Source organism: Celerinatantimonas yamalensis (assembly GCF_046054155.1).
Lineage (GTDB): Bacteria > Pseudomonadota > Gammaproteobacteria > Enterobacterales > Celerinatantimonadaceae > Celerinatantimonas > Celerinatantimonas yamalensis.
Window position 1 is genome coordinate 712,574 of sequence record NZ_JBEQCT010000002.1, and the last position, 17,680, is coordinate 730,253.

At 45.5% G+C, this 17,680-nt stretch carries 13 protein-coding genes and 1 pseudogene; 5 read left to right on the top strand and 9 right to left on the bottom strand.

Annotation, left to right across the window (positions count from 1 at the left end):
- Positions 1–164: 164 nt before the first annotated feature.
- The 5 genes from yddG to ABUE30_RS07715 form a co-directional block, all read right to left on the bottom strand.
- Positions 165–1,070 carry an aromatic amino acid DMT transporter YddG gene (gene yddG / locus ABUE30_RS07695; protein WP_408623138.1) on the bottom strand — a complete coding sequence of 302 codons (906 nt, stop codon included), beginning with the start codon at positions 1,068–1,070 and terminating at the stop codon, positions 165–167.
- 62 nt (positions 1,071–1,132) lie between these two features.
- Entirely contained in the window at positions 1,133–1,561 is a 429-nt protein-coding gene (locus ABUE30_RS07700; RefSeq protein WP_408623139.1) for a DoxX family protein, read from the bottom strand.
- Positions 1,562–1,851: 290 nt separating this feature from the next.
- Complete coding sequence (locus tag ABUE30_RS07705; protein ID WP_408623140.1) at positions 1,852–3,174, bottom strand: Na+/H+ antiporter family protein; 1,323 nt, start codon at positions 3,172–3,174, stop codon at positions 1,852–1,854.
- A gap of 200 nt (positions 3,175–3,374) precedes the next feature.
- Positions 3,375–4,172, bottom strand: a complete 798-nt coding sequence (locus ABUE30_RS07710; protein WP_408623141.1) for an SDR family NAD(P)-dependent oxidoreductase — start codon at positions 4,170–4,172, stop codon at positions 3,375–3,377.
- Positions 4,173–4,414: 242 nt separating this feature from the next.
- On the bottom strand, positions 4,415–5,611 hold the full coding sequence (locus ABUE30_RS07715; protein WP_408623142.1) for an MFS transporter: 1,197 nt from the start codon (positions 5,609–5,611) through the stop codon (positions 4,415–4,417).
- Positions 5,612–5,712: 101 nt separating this feature from the next.
- Here ABUE30_RS07715 and ABUE30_RS07720 point away from each other — a divergent pair, with 101 nt between their 5' ends.
- On the top strand, positions 5,713–6,657 hold the full coding sequence (locus tag ABUE30_RS07720) for a LysR family transcriptional regulator (protein WP_408623143.1): 945 nt from the start codon (positions 5,713–5,715) through the stop codon (positions 6,655–6,657).
- 13 nt (positions 6,658–6,670) lie between these two features.
- Here the strand turns inward: ABUE30_RS07720 and ABUE30_RS07725 are convergent, their stop codons facing one another.
- Complete coding sequence (locus tag ABUE30_RS07725) at positions 6,671–7,147, bottom strand: YbaK/EbsC family protein (protein WP_408623144.1); 477 nt, start codon at positions 7,145–7,147, stop codon at positions 6,671–6,673.
- A gap of 283 nt (positions 7,148–7,430) precedes the next feature.
- On the opposite strand from ABUE30_RS07725, the gene ABUE30_RS07730 reads away from it, so the two are divergent.
- On the top strand, positions 7,431–9,119 hold the full coding sequence (locus ABUE30_RS07730) for a putative bifunctional diguanylate cyclase/phosphodiesterase (RefSeq protein WP_408623145.1): 1,689 nt from the start codon (positions 7,431–7,433) through the stop codon (positions 9,117–9,119).
- Between the two features lie 350 nt (positions 9,120–9,469).
- Here ABUE30_RS07730 and ABUE30_RS07735 read toward each other — a convergent pair whose 3' ends face one another.
- Entirely contained in the window at positions 9,470–10,708 is a 1,239-nt protein-coding gene (locus ABUE30_RS07735; RefSeq protein ID WP_408623146.1) for a putative acyl-CoA thioester hydrolase, read from the bottom strand.
- A gap of 488 nt (positions 10,709–11,196) precedes the next feature.
- Between ABUE30_RS07735 and ABUE30_RS07740 the strand changes: the two are divergent.
- The 3 genes and pseudogenes from ABUE30_RS07740 to ABUE30_RS07750 all read left to right on the top strand — a co-directional run.
- A pseudogene (locus ABUE30_RS07740) lies at positions 11,197–12,072 on the top strand (NAD(P)-dependent oxidoreductase); the annotation flags it as partial.
- A 283-nt stretch (positions 12,073–12,355) separates the two neighbouring features.
- Complete coding sequence (locus ABUE30_RS07745; protein ID WP_408623147.1) at positions 12,356–13,849, top strand: ArnT family glycosyltransferase; 1,494 nt, start codon at positions 12,356–12,358, stop codon at positions 13,847–13,849.
- Positions 13,833–14,552 (top strand): phosphatase PAP2 family protein, encoded by a 720-nt coding sequence (locus ABUE30_RS07750; RefSeq protein WP_408623148.1) that lies wholly within the window; start codon positions 13,833–13,835, stop codon positions 14,550–14,552. Before ABUE30_RS07745 ends, ABUE30_RS07750 begins: the two co-directional genes overlap by 17 nt.
- Positions 14,553–14,717: 165 nt before the next feature.
- Here the strand turns inward: ABUE30_RS07750 and ABUE30_RS07755 are convergent, their stop codons facing one another.
- Positions 14,718–15,779, bottom strand: coding sequence for an FAD:protein FMN transferase (locus ABUE30_RS07755; protein WP_408623149.1), 1,062 nt, complete (start codon positions 15,777–15,779; stop codon positions 14,718–14,720).
- Positions 15,780–15,970: 191 nt separating this feature from the next.
- A complete protein-coding gene (locus tag ABUE30_RS07760) occupies positions 15,971–17,281 on the bottom strand; it encodes an MFS transporter (RefSeq protein ID WP_408623207.1) in 1,311 nt (436 codons plus the stop codon).
- Positions 17,282–17,680: the final 399 nt, after the last annotated feature.

The following is a 17,680-nucleotide window of genomic DNA, read 5'->3' on the forward strand; positions in this document are numbered from 1 at the left end:
CCGTGGGGATGAAACGCTCCAGCTTTATCCCAAACGGGCAAATTCGGTCATGGGTAATTGAATAAAACAACTCCGGTATAGATAAAAAGCGCCAACAGACAACCATGTTGAGGCTAACCGACGCTCATTCGTCGCTTAAACATCATCGAGCCAACCGAGCGACGTTAGTCAGCGCCTTGTTGCGGGGCTCGCGTCACCCACCAACACAATAGCGATCCTAGACTAATCAGCAAACAACCTTGCCAAAATGGCCAACTGAGGGAAACCTGTAGCTGCCAAGCGGCTATCAGCGCCGAAAAAATGGGGATAAAATAAGATAAAATCGCCAGCAACGTGACATTGGCGTTTAAGAGTGCTTTATTCCATGCGGCATATCCCACGCCCATTGCAACTGCAGCACTTGCTAGCACGTATCCTACTTTGGTCGAAAACATCGAGAGATTCAAAGCCGGCTCATCACTCACTGCATACTGTCCCCAAAGAACGAGCGCCACCAACACAAAGAAGAACACAATACCATCTTTGCCTTGCGCCAGAGATCGCGTCAGGATGCAATAGAACGCCCATAAAAATGCGCCACTGGTCGCTAGTAGATAGCTCAAAGGATTACTGGCAAGGTTTGTACTCATTTGCAACAGCGAAACATCACCACGCCCCACCACCAGTAACGCCCCAAATAGACATAAACCGATGCCAATATACAAACCAATATGACCCAGACGACGCTCACTTAAGACCGCAAGCCACACGGTTAATGCGGGCCACAAATAATTGAGCATACTCACTTCGATCGCCTGTTCGTTGCTCTGGGCAAATCCAATCGACAATGACATACAGAGCTCATAACTAACGAATAACCCCGCACCAAGCCATAAATAAGTTCGAGGAAACGTCGAGAGCTTCGGCCATCCGCCTAACAAAAGCTGCAGCAAGGCCCCAAACGAATAGATCAGCGCTAATGCACCAAGCGCGGGAAGTTCGCTACTAAGAATGCGTAGCGTCGCGGTTAATGAAGCCCACAGGCCAATGGCAATGACACCAAGGCCTGTAGCTTTTGCGGGGGTTAACAAGCGCTCATTCCTGAATACATGAAAACGGCCAGTGTCCCGCATGCTCATTTATCTGACAAGTATTAACGCCATTTTTCACTCACAAGTGAATAACGGCCGCCGCCAATAAACAAGATAACTAATGACATAAGAAAATAAGACATCAAGCTTTCAATTCCCCAAGCTCCAACCTGATTAACGGTAAATGTTGCAGGAACATCGACCAATAGCCAAGCAACTAACATCGTCCCGATGATCGCCAGCGCACAAGGGCGACACAATATCCCCAACATAATTAAAATAGGCGCGGCCACCTCGCCAAAATAGACACCATAGGAGACAAATTCAGGGACGCCATGCGCCACCAGCATTGAACCAATTCCGCCAACACCGGCTTCAAGTTTATGGATCCCATGAAAGAGCAGCATCCCGATGCTCAGACGTAAAATAAGTTTTCCCAGATCAGGGTGGTAACATTTTTCATTAAGAGTATTGAGCAGTGCACTAACCATGGCTATTTTCCTATTCCGATACAGGTGAGAATCATTTCGATTCACTCTTGCATAAACTAGCGTAATCGGTATAGGACAGCTTGACGTAAATCAACAAAATTTTAGTTAACAAGTACTCAGAATACATAATAAACATACAAATAGAATAACGGATGAACGCGCTTATACTAACTCATAATATTACAATGAATATTGGCAATACATTTGGGTTCAATTTGAAGATGACTCAAGCGCAGATAAGGGGCTAGATTCAAATAAATGGCTAACCCCATCGCCTAAATAAGTCGATATTAAAGCACCATCGCGGCAATCCAACCCGTCGCCAGTAAAGGCAGATTGTAGTGGATAAAGGTTGGGATCACGCTATCACGAATATGGTCGTGCTGGCCATCCGCATTGAGCCCCGATGTAGGGCCTAACGTCGAATCGGAAGCAGGAGAACCTGCATCCCCCAATGCCGCCGCCGTTCCTACGAGTGCCACGGTCGCCGTATGGTCAAAGCCTAACTGCAGACACAACGGCACATAAATCGTCGCAATAATCGGAATAGTGCTAAACGAAGAACCGATCCCCATGGTCACCACAAGCCCAACCACCAGCATGCTAGCAGCCGCGATCCCCTGGCTGGTGCCAAGCCATCCACTTAAGGTATGAACCAAAGATTCGACATCCCCAGTCGCACGGATCACAGCAGCAAACCCAGCGGCGCTAATCATAATAAAGCCAATCATCGCCATCAATTCCACACCGCCAGAAAATACATGTTGTGATTGCTTCCAGCTTAACTGCCCCGAGATAAAAAACACCGCCAACCCGCAAAGCGCACCGAAAATCATTGAATCGGTATACAGTTGCACGACTAAGGCCGCAACTACAGCCAGCAGCGCAATCGCTATAGCGATAGGCTTAGGCAACTGGATGGGAGGTAACTCCTCCAACATCGGGCAATCCACATAATGACGTGGTTTGCGATAACTAATAAAGACAGCGATCAACAACCCAAACAACATCCCCGTCGCTGGGATCCACATCGCTGGAGCGACTTTGGCCGGATCGATCATAAGACCATTGACGGCTAAATTACCCGCTAACAGTTTGTTTAAAAACACCCCACCAAAGCCAACTGGCAGCACCATATAAGGTGTAATCAAACCAAACGTCAGCACACAAGCGATAAGACGTCGATCAAGGCGAAGATGGTTCATCACATGCAATAAGGGAGGCACTAAGATAGGAATAAAAGCAATATGCACTGGGATCAAGTTTTGACTAAAAATTGCCATCATCAATAGCACTGCACACACCATCGAGCGCATCAGCTTCAAGTGACTCTCTGAGGGCGAACTTCCCAATCGGTTAATAATCTGATGAGCAAGCCAATCGGTTAGCCCCGAACGCGAAATAGCGACAGCAAAGGCGCCAAGCATTACATAACTAAGCGCAATTTCTGCGCCTTGGCCCAACCCTTGCTCAAATACTTGGGTAATTTGGGTGAGTGGCATCCCACCAACGAGTCCGCCGACAATGGCACTGACACACAAAGCAATCACCACATTAAGGCGCAGCACACTTAAAATCAACATCAGGGCGACCCCAATGACTACTGCATTCATACTTGTTCCTATTATAACGTTTGACGTCAAATATAACTGGGGGGCGTTGGTATAGCGTTTTTTGCTTGCGCTGCCAAGTGCAGGGAGCTGAAACTGCGCAATTTATGTAACATATGGCTATCGTTTGATGAATTTTTAATCAATTTAAAGTAACAAAGCGACGGTTAGGTCGCTTTGTTATCAATAACGACTCGTCGTTATTAGGGTGCAATCGAGTCCACTACCCCACCGTCAACACGCAGCGCTGCCCCACTAGTGGCAGAAGCTTGCATCGAGCAGGCATAAACAATCATATTGGCGACCTCCTCGGTGGTTGCCATCCGCTGAATCACGGACGAGGGACGATGAGCTTTAACAAATTCGGTGCCAACCTGTTCGAGACTCAATCCAGATTGCACAGACTGCTCTTGGAGCATCTGGGCGACCCCTTCACTCATCGTCGGCCCTGGCAATACAGAGTTCACCGTTACCCCCGTGCCTGCCATCCGTTTGGCCAAACCGCGGGCAATACTGGTACAAGCGGTTTTTGACATACCATAGTGGATCATATCGGCGGGAATATTAAACGCCGATTCAGAGGATAAAAAGATCACCCGCCCCCACTGCGCTTTGGCCATGGCTGGCAGATAATGCCGCGCAAGGCGAACCCCAGACATGACATTGACATCAAAATACTGCTGCCAAATCGCATCATCCGTTTCAAAAAAATCAAGTGGACCAAAGATCCCAGCATTATTGACTAAAATATCGCAGTGCGCGACAGCTTGAGTCAGCGCTTCGCATCCGCGGGCATCACTTAAATCGGCAACAACGCCTTGTACATCCGCTTGTGGTTGCTGTTTTTTGAGCACGGCAATGGCCGCATCAACCGCTTCAGCCGTGCGACCGTTAATCACAACTGCCGCGCCAGCTTCAAGCAGCCCTTTAGCAGTGGCAAATCCAATCCCTTTGGTTGAGCCGGTGACAACAGCGATCTTACCCGTTAAATTGATCTGCATAGCTTCCTCTGTGTTTCTATCTGATTGAAAAAAGACTGATAAAGCGTCGATTAAAGGTCTCACCGATAACATGACTCCGCTGACTAACCATGACTATAGTAACAACTGTGTGGCATCGCTCAAGTGACAGTCATATCAACTTGTCAACTTGAATCAATCATCGAGCACTAAACTCCGCCCTTTCGGTCAGTTCTCAAGGCTACATTTGCAAGTACCACACTATATAAAGATGTAAATGAAAACTAACGTCCTCGACTGCGGACAATCAGTGCCAACAGTGCACAGCTAATGGCAACAAAGCATACGCCCATCCATCCCCAGCCCGCATAAGCATATCCACCAAGAGCTGAGCCACTCGCCATCCCGATAAACACGCCTGTGAATAATAGCGCATTCAATCGTCCACGAGCCTGCGGCTCTAAACTATAAATAATACTTTGATGTGCAATCAGTGATGACTGCAACCCTAAGTCAAAAACAATCGCCCCAAACGCAAGTACCGCTAATTGCATCGATGCTGGCCATACAAACACTGTCGCAATTAAAACAAAGGCCAGTGTAACTAATGCGGAGCCGCCTTGTGCCACATGCACAGCGCTCAGCCGGTCAGTCAAGCGTCCCGCAATTGGTGCGCCGAGAGCACCCGCGGCCCCAGCTAAACCAAAGGCACCCGCGATACCACTGCCTAAGTGATAGTATTGTTCAAGAAAGATAGATAGCATCGACCAAAAAGCACTGAAGGAGATTGATAATAACCCTTGGCTCAGCGCCGCAGTTCGCAACTGAGGATAAGTCTGCCAAAGCTTCACTAGCGATTTAATCAGTGCGCCATAACCGAGAGTTAAGCTCGCAGGCATCGCAGGGAGTACCCGCCACAGTACGCCAGCCACTATCACCATCAAAATAGCCGCAATCTGAAAGACACTCTGCCAGCCGAAATACTGTGCCATCACACCACTGAATACACGAGAGAGCAAAATACCGAGTAATAGCCCGGTCATCACCGTGCCCACTATTTTACCGCGCTGCTGGGCAGGAGCTAACGTAGCCGTGGCAGGAATAATATCTTGCGCCACCGAAGCCATCACCCCGACCAGCAAGCTGATGAGTAACAAACTATAAAAACCACTGGCAAAACTGCACAATAAGAGTGCGATGGCTAACAATAAACTTTTCACTAAAATCAACACGCGCCGATCGAACATATCGCCCAAAGGAACCAGCAATAATATCCCCAATGCATAACCAACCTGTGTTCCCGTTGCCACCCAACCGATATGCACAACTTGTATATGCAACTGTGTGCCCAATAGACTTAAGATCGGTTGGTTATAATAAATCGATGCGACACTCAACCCAGCGCCAACTGCCAAACTAAAAATCAGATAATACGGCAGGTTAAGCACGGCTTGTGGGCGGCTTTTTTGCAAGACTGACATAACAAATTCCAATGATGGTGAACAATGAATAGGAGTATTTTGGCGATGACGAGCGTTTTTGGGTAGACAGTTAAATCGAAAAACTGTTATACATAATACGTATGAACAAGAATCTTATAAATCAAGCTGACCGAATCGCATTGTTACAGACATGGGTTCGTATTGTCGAAGCAGGCAGTCTATCCGCAGCGGCCCGCCAGATGGACACATCTCAACCAACGATCAGTCGCCGACTCAAGGCGCTGGAACAGCGCCTCAACTGCAAATTATTACTCAGAACCACCCATCAGATAAAACTGACCGAGGATGGCGAGAACTGCTATCAGCAAGCCAAAATCTTACTCGAGCAATGGCAATCTATTGAGGATCGTCTTAATCAAACTGATACCCAACTAACCGGACATTTGCGTGTACGTGCTCCGCATGCCTTTGGCAAAGAACAGCTTTTAGAGCCACTGCTAAGTTATCTTGCACACCATCCGAATATGCGAATTGATTGGCAATTACACGATAAAACACCCAACTTTATCGCTGATAATATCGATTGTGCTATTCACCTCGGGCCGGTAACCGAACCTAATGTCGTCGCCGAATTAGTCGCCCACGTCCCCCGCATTATTGTGGCCGCGCCAACGCTGGTGAAAACCCCTCCGATACAGATTGAATCCCTACAAGATTATCCTTGGATTGCCTTTAGCAATTTTTATCGCCATGAGCTGACCTTAACCGAACAAACAACGCATACGCGCTGCTCATTAACGCTCAATCCCACACTGGCAACTGACAATATTGATGTTGCCGCACGCGCAGCCATCGCAGGTGTTGGTCTGGCAATGCTTTCAGCATGGCTGGTTGAACCGATGCTGGCCCGCGGAGAACTGATCCAATTGATGCCGCAATGGCAAGCCACATCGCTGCCGCTGTATCTCGTTTACCCTTACGCGAACTATTACCCGGCGAGGTTACGACAATTTCTTGAGGCGATGCGCCATGGGATCAAACATATGTCAGGGATTGAACCCAAAACTAGACGGAGTGACCGATGACAACCGTGCTTGTTTAAGCTTCAACTAACACAGCAAATTTCGCTTGCACGAGCGCGGCCAACTGGCGGCGGTCGATTAGCATCGCCCGGCCAATCTCCCCGGCAGACACACAGATTGTCGTTTGTGTTTGTGCCTGTGCATCAATAAAAATAGGAAATTGCTTCGCACGCCAGATCCCGATCGGATTATTCGCCCCATGCACATAGCCTGTTGTAGCAACTAGTCGCTCCTCTGGCACCATTCCTACACTGCGGTTTCCCGTCAGTTGCGCAAGCTTTTTATATGATAAACGAGCGTGTACTGGCACAACGGCGATGACAGGCCCCGTACGTTTTCCCGTCAACGCGAGCGTTTTATAGATACACGACCAAGCCACCATAGGCTTAGGATATGGCGTTAATGCATCACCATCGCGAATAAAATTAACCGCTTGATAAGCGATACTCTGTTCATCAAGATAAACTTGAATCGCTGTTTTTTCCATTGTCATATAGACCTTCATCTAACGGCATTATTAGATTTCAACTGCATGACCATCTATATATGTTTGGCGACTAGCAGTTGCATACGCGCTCAAGTGGATACGCGGCGGCTTGTTCCAATAAACCAAACGACCTTGTGATCGCGGCTTGCATAGCCCTGGCAATCCATTTGAACAGGCAAAAATGTCGTTGATTACTGACGACGACACCACTTTAGGTAACAATCTTTGTTCAACGGCCCGTAGGCTAGCTATACTGGTAGGTAACAGTACTCTGGCGAGGAGCACGTGGATGAATATACTGTTAATCGACGATGACGCAGTAGATCGGTTACTCATCGTGCGTTCTTTGTCTCATCAACCTGAACACCAGATTACAGAAGTAGCTGATAGTACACAGGCTTTTGCGATCATCAAACAGTTTCACTTTGATGCCATTTTGCTTGATTACCAGATGCCAAGCATGAATGGTCTCAAAATGTTAGCCCAGCTGAAAAACCTCCCAGAAGTTAAACACACTGCGCTTATCATGCTCAGCCATAACCATGATGAACAATTATTACTGGAATCAATCACCGCTGGTGCTCAAGATTTTTTGATCAAAAGTGATATCACTCCGAGGCAGCTTTCTCGCACATTACTCCAAGCCAAAAAACGCTTCGAGCTAGAATCTAAACTCAATGAAAGTTATGAGCAACTCAAACAACTTGCCGAATCTGATCCACTCACTGGTATTGCGAACCGCTATCGCTTTGATAAGGCCCTTGAGCAAACGATTCAACAGAATCAACGAAGTAATCAATATGTTGCGTTGTTTATTCTCGATCTCGATCGCTTTAAGCATATTAACGATAACTTTGGTCATCAAGTTGGCGATAAGCTGATTCAAGGTGTTGCACAACGTCTGCAGGAAAAACTGCGCAGTAGTGAATTAATCGCTCGCCTTGGCGGCGATGAATTTGCCTTGATCTTTAATCGTCTTTCCAGCATCAACCAGGTCAATGCCATTGCCAGACGTGTCAGCCAGCTGTTTAACGAACCATTTTACATCGATCAACACGTCATCCACTGTCAATGTAGCATTGGCATTGCGCTTCATCCGTTAAACAGCGTTTATAGCGAAGAATTGAAAAAGTTTGCTGACATCGCCATGTATCGGGCTAAGCACTCTGAAAACAGCCACTCTTATCTATTTGAAGATAATATGCAAAAGGAGTTTTCCCGGTGTTATCAAGTAGAAACAGAGCTACGCCAAGCTCTCAGCGATCAGGATTTTGCGCTCGCTTTTCAGCCTATTATTACGACTCACACCCGTCAAATCATCGGTTTTGAAGCACTGATTCGCTGGCCCCACGCCAAAACTTGCAATCAGCCAAATGAGTTTATTCCAATAGCCGAAGAAGCTCACTTAATTGCAGCACTCGGTCAATGGGTCGTCGAGCAAGCGATTAGCCAATTTCAAACTATTCGCCCCAAATACTCTTTCGAGCTTTGTCTTGCCATTAACCTCTCATTACACCAACTGCATGACAATATATTATTCGAGCGGCTCCAATCAGCCTTCCAACATAACGAGCTGACTCCTCAGCAACTGGTCTTTGAGATATCAGGCAGTACACTTGACAATGCTGACATACTCCCAGCTTTAAACAAACTGCGTCAATTAGGTTGTCGTATCGCTTTGGACAATTTTGGACGTAACAGCACAGCCATCCAACATATAATGAAATATCCCATCGATATTATTAAGTTAGATCAAGAATTGATCGCAGGCGCCGTCACCAACAAAAGATATGCCGCGATTATGGCGAACCTATGTACGATGTTCAAACAAATCGATATTTTAATCATTGCTGAAGGTGTCGAAACGCAAGCGCAATACCAATTGTGTCAGCGCTATGATGTCGATGCCATCCAAGGGTTTTTATTGGCTCGGCCACAACCTATCAGCACATTATCTAAGGAGTTGACCTCCGAGTAAGTTCTGTAAGTGGCATAAACCGCTATAGGCCTCATTCCCGTTAAACCGATCGATGTACCGATTCCCTTGAACTATTTGATGCACTGAAACGCATTAATAACATACCCAGTAATGTGCTCAATATGCATCTCAATATCGATGCCATACCATGCAAACCTAAGCAAAACGGGCATGCTCTATCACAACCAGCGACACCAGTCGCAATGCAGCCGAGCGAGATTATTGATAGTCCCACCTAAATGGGCCTATCAATATAAGTTTAGCGTGGTAACGGCTCATCACTAGCAACAGGGCGACACCAGCTAAAGCGATCACGCCCTAATAAACCAGTAAAAAATTACAACACTAGGCTATTTTTTGGTACTCACCAGCTGATTATCGTAAAGCCACAAGCGATTATAATTTAGATCATTTAAGTCACGCCCAGCGCTGGCATTACCGCGAAACGGACGATTCGTCGTGGCAGCCGATCCCCAAGGCTGTTGCAAATCGTAGCAACGGTCAATGTGGCTTCGCATAATCAGCAATTGACCATTGGCTGTGTGCCCAGGTCTGTAGCCAGTATGACTAGCGCCTTGATCCCATGCTCGACCTAGTTTAGGTTGAAAACCTTTGGTAGCTTGATTACAACTAAAGTGGCTATTGATGACCAAAAATCCATAACGCCAATGCGACATTGTATTTGGTGCAAACACATACGCAGATGATGCGCCGCGACTGGAAACAGACTGAAATTCCACTTGATCAAATACTGCGTGCGCTCGGCCAAAAACATAATCCACATCACCTGCAATAAAACTGTCTTTGATATAAACGCGGCTCTGGCGCTGAGTATTATAGCGATTATCAACGTCTGCATTATTAACAAAAAACGTATCTTGACGACCGATCAAACGCACCTGATTAAGCCGTACTTTATCCCCATCGGTGCGCAGAGCAACACCTTGATGGGTGCCAGGGCCAGTGCTATCAAGCAGTGAATTTTCAACTGTTAAATTGGCTAACGCAAAGCGATCACTTTGACTCCAAAGCACCGCCGAGCAGGTTGTCGCAATATTTTTATGCGTTAAAGAGGCGCAGACATGATACATGCCCCAAGCAGGATCGCCGGCCTGATAACGCCCCGATTGATTAACCAACTGACGGTACTGAGCGGGGCTTATCATCGAGTCAATCGCTAGTGATAACACTACGTCCTGAGGTTTGTTACCGGCGCCATAAATAGTCAGCGGCGGTGCACTCTGGGGGATATAAATTGTCCCAACATAACGACCGGGGAGTACTTTAATCGCAATTGGCTGTTGGGTATCAGCAGCAAGGGCTGCATTCACCGCGCTTTGCACACTCTGATATGGCGCATTTGAAGCGCCTACTACATAAGGTGTTGCTGCCCGCATAATAGGTTGTGGTTGCCAGCTATCACGCCCTGCAATCGTAAAATAATTGGCTACATCAAAGCGCTGGCTCTCTGAATGAGTTAACACGGGGTGTTTGGGGCTATTGGAGATAACATCAGCCGAATTTGGCAAACTGCTACATCCTGTCATTATTAGCGCAGGTAGAAATAGCGCACTCATCACCTTGAGCATAAACAAAGTCCTTATCTATTTATTTTCATCCAACCATTAGCCTACCGTTCATATTGGGATAAAACTGACGACTGCATCAAATATTTTCAAACCCGCGTTTCATTTTTAAACAATAGATAAATTTAGACCCCCCTACTCATCCATAATCGTTTCATGAATGGGTATCTTGCCAGCCATATATTGACAATATGAAGAAGGGTTAAGTACGCTGAACCATACACACCATAGACAAAACCTGATAATCATTGTCGAGCCGTACGTAAACCGTCATATTTTTGCATGAAGCAAAAAATGCCACCAGAGCCTCACACAACTGATTCAACGCATTGAAAGGAGCTAAGCTCACTATAATTGCTCATCAATACTCTTTAAATAGAGTCACAAGAGTTCCGCTTTGATGTAGCATAGATGTTACAATGGTTCATTTATGTCCGTACAGATTACTAATATCTTTACTATATTGAACTAAAACAGATCGCGAGGAGCTTCACATGTACAAAGTTGGAATTATTGGCCTAGGTTCAATGGGAACGGGTTTTGCCAAAACTTTGGCCAAAATAGGCTATCAAGTGATCGCATGGAATCGCAGTGAGCCGGAAACAGCGCTGTTGTCGGCTGCTGGAATCAAACTCGTATCCACCCCACATGCCGTTTTTGCCGCAGATGTCGTGTTATCGATGCTCTCTGATGACCAAGCCTATCAAGAACTATTTATTAATAGCGGCCTGTTAGATCATATCTCCTATGGGAAAGTACATGTGGTGATGGCAACCCTGTCACCCGCGTTTGTCGAGCGCTTTGCTAAATTACACAATGACAGAGAACTACACTACGTATCTGCCCCAGTGCTTGGCAATAGCAAAGTCGCAGAAGCAGGACAGGTTCATGTCATTAGCAGTGGTGAAGCAGAAGCGGTCAATAATGCCGAGCCCATGCTTAGAGCCCTTGGAGGGTCATTTCGTTACCTAGGTGAGTTGCCTCAAACCGCCAATATCTTCAAGCTTGCGGTAAATTTATTGCTTAATAACGCCGTTCAATCTTTGGCTGAATCACTCGCTTTTATCAATCAAGCTGGGCTTGAAAGTGAACCCTTTATTGACTTAATCACCAACACCATGTTTTCATCGTCTGTATACAAAAACTATGGTGATGCCATGCTCAATCAACGTTATTCACCTGCCTCTTTTGCATTGGCATTGGGTGCAAAAGATGTGAATTTAGCATTGGACATGGCACATTCGCAGCAACTGCAGTTGCCGTTAACCGAAAAGGTACAAGAGTGTCTGAATGCGGCGATACAAAAAGGCTTAGGCAATGACGACTTAAGCGCGCTATACCAACCATTTCATTCTCAAAAAAGCTAACATAATGTTAAATCTGTAGGTCGACCATCGCCTGTCGGCCTACAGAACAGACAGCCTTCAACCCGATCCACATTCCCCCTGCGCCAAACACATCTTGCCAAGTGTCATGAAGCTATCATATAAAGTCTGAAAAATAGCTGTAAAGCAGCTTAAAACGAGTCCAACGTATACCTACTATTTTTTCACCTACACTTAAATGAACTCATTGCTCTAATAATGAACATTGAGCGCCTTCATTTGAGTTTTTAAGATCGGCTTCATTATTAAGGAATTTTTAATCCACATGAAATCTGACATGTCGACTTTTGCATTAAAACAGCCTAATGATCAACCAAATAAATGGTTGATCGCCTTATTAGTTGCCCTGTTTATTTGCCGACTCTGGACGCTTGGTCCTCTGCATTTAGCGCTGTTTTATGATGAAGCCTATTATCACTTTTGGGCGACCCATCTTGACTTTGGCTATTATTCTAAACCGCCATTAGTGGCTTGGTTGATCGCCTTAAGCACAGGGATCTTTGGTCATAGTCACGAGTGGGCGGTTCGGCTAACCTCGCCATTATTGTATGCGGGTGCAGCTTTTTTTGTCTATCGTTTAGGCAAAACGCTTTATAACTCGCAGGTTGGGCTATGGGCAGCACTGATTTTTTATAGTTCACCATTAGTGACATTTAACAGCATTTTTATCACTACTGATGCGCCACTATTATTTTTTTGGGCATTAACGAGTTGGTTATTTGTCTGTGCACTGCGCACGCAAAAACTATCTTGGTGGACACTCTGCGGGTTATCTGCGGGGTTGGGGTTACTGTCAAAATACACCATGGCAGTATTAATCTTGGGATTAGCCGTCTATTTTATTTTGCAAAAAGCCTATCCACGCGCAGGCAAAGGCCCTTGGATTGCCTTACTGCTTGCTCTCGCGGTGTTTTCGCCCAATCTTTGGTGGAACGCCCAATATGGGTTTATTAGTTTTGTCCATACCGCTCAGATCTCTAAGCTTGAAGAGCAATTATTCCATTTCAATAAATTTTTCGAGTTTCTAGGGAGTCAGTTTTTAGTCTTTGGACCAATCGCAATGGCTCTACTATTTGCCTATAGCCTGCGACTGAAACGTGAAAAAGATGGCTTACTATTGTTTGCCATCAGTTGGCCACTGTTACTGGTCATGTTTGTGCAAGCGTTCTTGTCACATGCTAATGCCAACTGGGCCGCGCCCGTTTATCTGGGAGCAAGTTTAATTGTTGCTGCCGGTTTAGTCCGCCATCAGGCCAATAAACTGATAGGTACTTTAGTTGGGATTAATATCGCACTGGCAGTGTTGTTGTTTAGCTATCCAAGTATTCAAAGGGCATTGTCAATCCAACCTAGCTCGCACAATACACCCTATCGGCGCGTATTAGGTTGGCGAGAATTAATGACCAACATTAAAGAAAAATACCCACAAGCCAGTCAGATGAACTGGATCAGCGGCTCACGGATGTTGCTATCTTATGCCAATTATTACCTGAGCGACTGGCCACATCATCAAGCCGTTAAAGTATTTAGTTTTAACCCGAGCCGGCAAATCGACGATCAATTTGAGCTGCGCTATGACGTCGCCAATTCACATCAAACTAATTTTGTATTTATTACCCAAATACCCCGTCAACTACAAGGGTGTTTTAAAACAAGTAAATTGCTAGGCAAGGTTGGACAAACAACTTATCCATTACTGAAACGAACGGTCTATTTGTACCAAGTTACAGGATTCCAAGGCTATGAACACTGCCACTAAAATTTACCTGAAAAAGCTGACTCGACGACGTGATATATGGCTATCTGTGCTCACGACACTCCCTTTTGTGCTCTTTCCACAATTGGATATATGGACAAGCCAACAGTTTTTCCATAATGAGCATTTCTTCTTAGCCAATGACTTTTGGGTAGAAGTGATGTACAAAATTTTTGCCAACATTCAGTTTGTACTGATACCGCTGCTGCTGCTGCCCTTAATTTGGATCAGCGTAAAAAAGTCAAATAGCGCCACACTTTTGTGCTGGCGCAAAAAACTACTGTTTCTGGCACTTTGCCTTGCCTTAGGGCCAGGCATTTTAGTCAATGTGGTACTAAAAGATAACTCGGTCGGTCGACCTCGACCCATTCAGGTACATCAATTTGGTGGGCAGTCAGATTTTGCTCCTGTACTCAGATACTCAGGAGAGTGTCGCCGTAACTGTTCATTTGTCAGTGGCCATGCCGCTATTGCTTTTTATTTCATTGTCTTAGCTTGGGCTTTTCGTAACCGCAATCTGTTTATAGTGGGGGTATTGCTGGGATGTTTGGTTGGATTTGTTCGGATTGTGCAAGGCGGTCACTTTTTAAGTGATGTGATCTTTGCCTTCTGGGCCGATTATTGGACATTTGTCTCAATTGCACTGTTATTTCGCTACCCTTTACCAAAAAAGTGCCCTAGCCAATGCCCTCATCAGTTTAACTGATAATGAGCATTGGCAACAAAGGCCATATCACGCAAGAAAATAACCAATATTGACATGATAAGTTCATGAGCGGAAATATTGTCACGTTCAGCCAATAATACGAGACATTGCCTCAATACCACACTAATAGCCTTGACGCTTTATACCAAGGCTTATTGCGTTCGGTTAAGGCTTATTGAAACTTAAGCCTTTAAAGCGGCTCAGCGCCACACTTTTCGATGGTGTGAGTTTATTTTTATCGGCTTGAATAAAGAATACTTTTAGACCTTCTTGCTGCGCGACCGACTGTCCAACCTTTGGTCCTAAACACAGCATAGCCGTCGCCCAAGCGTCACTGACACGCGGATCAGTGCCAAATACCGAAGCCGATACCAAATCGTGTGTCACAGGAGCTCCACTTCGCGGATCAAGAATGTGTGAATATTCTTTGCCATTTTTATCAAATGAATGATGATAAGTTCCAGAGGTATCAAGCGTGACACCACTTTCATCATTAATAGTCACAATCCGATAAGGGACTAATCCATCTTTGGCGGGGATGGGCCGCTCAATCGCAATGCGCCATTTTTCACCTTCAGGTTTATGCCCCTTGATCTTCATATCTCCGCCAAATTCCACCAGATAGTTATGCACCCCATCGGTCTCAAGAATGTGGCTTAACTTACCGATGGTATATCCTTCTCCCATCGATGAAAAATCAAGCTGCACACCGGGCAGTGTTTTACGAATACGCCCCCCAGCAGCATCGACCTCAACATTAGCGATACCAATATCCGCTTTAACCGCCGCGATTTGCTGCGCGCTAGGGACATGTAAAACATCGCTCTGGAACCCCCATAAGTCAAACAGCGGACCAATAGTTGGGTCATAGCACCCATCGGTCTGTTGATTGATCTGCTTGGCGATTTGAATCAATGCAATAAAATCTTTCGACGCTTTTTGCCAGGCAGTTGATGGATTGTGATTAAACTCAGAGATATATGAATCTTTGCGATAGGTCGACAACTCTTTATCGATACTCGCAAGTTCCTGATTAAACTGTTGACGAACCTTATCCACCGATAGCGAATTTTTTGACCACCAGCTAATATGATAAGTCGTGCCTTCAGCATAGCCGGAGACTTTCTCAATTTTGGGCGGCTGACCACACCCCGATAAAACCGCTGCAGTACCCAGCGTAATGAGGCTTAAGCGACATAGGTGAAATATATTTTTAGGCTTTAGCATGAACAGATCCTGCCCATCATAACAGTGTAGGCAAAGTCTAACAGCCCCTTTTCAGGGATGCTATAGAGAGACTATTTTTCTTACGCAGCACTTCAAACCTATTACTAATCATAGTGACTCGATTGCAATAATAAGCATCAAAAATGGCGGTTTAAATCACCGCCATTGACCTGCTGATAAACGAACAGTTTCTAAATAGGTGAAGCGGCAAGTTCTAATCTTGGGCGAAAACGAATCACCGCGAAGCTTGCCAATACCCCAACCACACACACCGCGGATACATAATAACTGGGTGCCAACACATCTTCGCGGATCAAGGCACTGACCAGCATCGGGGTGGTACCACCAAAGATGGCATACGCAACATTATACGAAAATGACAGCCCAGAGAAACGAATCGCTGCGGGAAAACTCTTCACCGCAATAGCCGGGACCACCCCAGATACACCGACAAAGAACCCCACGACCGCATACATCGGGAATAATAACGAGGTATCATGTAACATCGTGCGATAAAAGATCGAGTAGCTCACCGCCAGTCCAATGCTAAAAATGGCCATAATGGGTCCATTACCAAATTTGTCGGCCAGCGCCCCCGCCACCACACAGCCCACTAACAGACAAATAATCGCGACGCTATTCGCTTCTAATGATGTTTGTGGGTCTAAATGAGCAACTTTTTGCAACAAAGATGGCGTCATCAAAATGGTCACCACAATCGCCGCAGTGAGTACCCACGTAACGGCCATAGATACCAATACCGACGGTGTATACTCTTTAAGTACGGTTTTAATTGGCAACTCTTCACTTAATTCTTGGCTCTGTTGCATGGCTTTAAAAATCGGCGTTTCATGCAGCCAGCGACGCAAATACATCGTAATGAAGCCAAACACACCGCCCAGCAAAAATGGCAAGCGCCAGCCGTATTGGTGGATCTGTTCAGCACTTAGAACCGAATGCACGCCCGTTGCCACCAGTGAACCGATCAAGATCCCAGCCACAAGACCTGCTGACAAAGTCCCACACGCTAAACCAGTATGACGTTTTGAAACATGTTCTGTGACAAAAACCCAAGCACCAGGTGCTTCGCCACCGATTGCGGCCCCTTGCAACACTCGGCACATTAACAATAACAGTGGAGCCCAAATACCAATTGACGCATATGTTGGCATTAATCCAATTAAGGTTGTGGGAACCGCCATTAAAAAGATACTCAACATGAACATCCGCTTACGGCCTAACAGATCGCCAAAATGCGCCATGATAATACCGCCTAGAGGACGAGCAAGGTAACCGGCGGCAAAAATCCCGTATGTTTGTACTTGGCGCAACCATTCTGGCATATCCGTTGGGAAAAACAGGCTTCCCACCACATTGGCAAAGTAGACAAAAATAACAAAATCATAAAATTCTAACGCACCACCTAAAGCAGACAAGCTTAGTGTTTTACCGTCACTCCAACTAAGCCGATGAGAATGCAGGACCTCTTCAGTTGATGCCATCGTGTGTTTGTCACTTGCTTCCATTTTTCAATCATCCATTAATTGCTAAAATTATGATTTTATTAAAAATAAATACCAAAAAATAAGCCATTAACTTAATAAGTATTTTAAATAAACAGCTTAAATGGAAATTTATTACCACATTCAATTATAATACGTTCAACTGTTGCCAAAATAAAGTAAATCATAGTTAATTCTTATGCCAAATTGGCATGTAGCGTCAAATATCACCCCAATTGTGTTTATTTTCGGTCATATTTATCAGCTTCCAAAAACAAGTGCTCACCAAACAGACACAGCCACTCGTAAACATACATCTTCTCGCAACTGTTAAACTAACGATCTAGCCACACTCAAAAACTAACCATCAATTGATTACTGGCAGAGTTTGGCATCGAT